Origin of the sequence: Lacticaseibacillus sp. 53-4, assembly GCF_016861805.1 — a bacterium.
Classification (GTDB): domain Bacteria; phylum Bacillota; class Bacilli; order Lactobacillales; family Lactobacillaceae; genus Lacticaseibacillus.
This window is the reverse complement of the sequence record NZ_BOLT01000074.1, coordinates 1-1,715: the sequence shown is the minus strand read 5'-3', so window position 1 is coordinate 1,715 and position 1,715 is coordinate 1. Positions and strand designations below refer to the sequence as shown.

Annotated in this window: 2 protein-coding genes; both read right to left on the bottom strand. The window is 50.6% G+C overall.

From position 1 onward, the window contains the following. Positions 1-44 precede the first annotated feature (44 nt). On the bottom strand, positions 45-923 hold the full coding sequence (locus JUF21_RS11875) for an IS3 family transposase (RefSeq protein WP_239061464.1): 879 nt from the start codon (positions 921-923) through the stop codon (positions 45-47). Next, positions 920-1,648 (bottom strand): helix-turn-helix domain-containing protein, encoded by a 729-nt coding sequence (locus tag JUF21_RS11870; RefSeq protein ID WP_203664861.1) that lies wholly within the window; start codon positions 1,646-1,648, stop codon positions 920-922. Before JUF21_RS11870 ends, JUF21_RS11875 begins: the two co-directional genes overlap by 4 nt. Positions 1,649-1,715 lie beyond the last annotated feature (67 nt).

The following is a 1,715-nucleotide window of genomic DNA, read 5'->3' as shown; positions in this document are numbered from 1 at the left end:
GGCGCTGGTCCGCGTCAAGTAGACAGGTGAAATAATTAAAGTGCCTATGCAATTTCCTTTACGGCATGACTCCGGTATTCCATCGGAGTCATGCCGTTTAGTGTTTCTTGGCGGCGTTCATGGTTATACCAATTGATGGCCGCCCCAACACTCTTCATCAGCTCAATCTCTGATAGACAGTGCTCAAAGGCAAATCGCTCGACTTTGAGGTGACTCCACAGGCTCTCCATGGGACTGTTGTCACCCGGGGTTCCGGGGCGTGACATGCTGTGTGTAATACCCTCGCCCGCTAGGAAAGTGTTGTAGGTGCTACCAGTGTACGCCGAACCCTGATCACTGTGGACAGTCTCCGGCTCGATACCGTCATTATTCTCGATGGCCAGCTTTATCGTTTTAGTGACCAAATTAGCCGTCTCTGTCGGTGCCACACACCAAGCAATCACACTGTGGTCATGAAGGTCCTTTACGGCGCTTAGCCGCAGTTTCTGCTTGTGGTCCTTGCCGTAAGTGATTTCTGAACAGTCGGTCACCCAGACCATATTAGAAGTCCCCGGGTGGAAGGCGTGACCAACGTTCGTGGTGTAAAGCTTATTGGCAAGGAGGAATTCCTTCTTCTCCGCTTGACGGTCATGCTTGGCCACGCGAATGGAGGCGTGAATACCGGCCAACCGCATGATTCGCCGCACACGGCCATGACTCACGTGGTAGGGTGTCTCCGCGTTGATGTACGTCACGAGCCGTTTAACACCGAAGATGTAGTGATTTTTCTCTTCGAGCTCAATGATGTAGTCCCGGATAGCTTGATTCTCCTGCGCATGAGTCGTAACTGTACGATGCGTCCACTTGTAGTACGCGGCTCTTGAGATGCCCATAATTCGGCAGGCCGCACTAATACCGTAAGGCTTGCCTCCGTCTGGGTTCACTTCTTGTGCGAGTTGTTGAATGGTCTGATATTGTTCGTCTGCCCGGCATTCCTTCTTTCCAATTCTTGGAGTTTTTTTAACACTGCCGCCTCCGTTGACACGTACGTTAGGCGCGCTTGTAGTCGCTTGTTTTTGAGCTTCAGACGCTCAACCTCGGTCAGTTGGCCATTATCTTCCTTGGCTTTGCCGCGACGGTCTGCGAGGGCTTCCTCACCGCCTTGCTTGAACTTTTTGACCCATGAGTAAACTTGCCCATACGAAACCTTAAAGCGGGCTGCGGCCTTGGTATAGTTGTAATCATTGGCAATTATCCACTGCGCAATCTCGATGCGCTCCATCTGTGTGGTCTTGCGTCCGTCTTTCATTGGTCTGGCCCTCCCAGTGGTTAGTAATGATTTACCACTAGTATACAGGGAAACCCACTGATAGATGACTCCACCGTTAGAGATACCATACTCTCGTGCCAGAGTGGCATATGACGTATTTCCAGCCAGGTAATTCTGCACTACCTCCAGCTTGAGCTTTTGGGAGTACATCTGCTGAGTGCGTCTAGCCTTAAGACCATCCACACCATCTGACGTGAAACGCTCTATCCACTGTCGCACTTGATCATCCTTAACACCGTACTTTCTCTGAACTGCCTTCGGAGCCCAACCACTATCACGAACTAAACCAATACAGAAGAGCTTCTCTTCCAGCGTGTACCGTGAACCTTTCCGGCCCATAAAAAAACTCCTTCCTAGGAAGACAAGCTTTAATTATTTGCTTGTCTACCCAAGAAGGAGTATATCC

Excerpts from the sequence above, each read along its gene's own strand:
- JUF21_RS11870 (WP_203664861.1), bottom strand. The coding sequence starts at position 1,648 with ATGGGCCGGAAAGGTTCACGGTACACGCTGGAAGAGAAGCTCTTCTGT.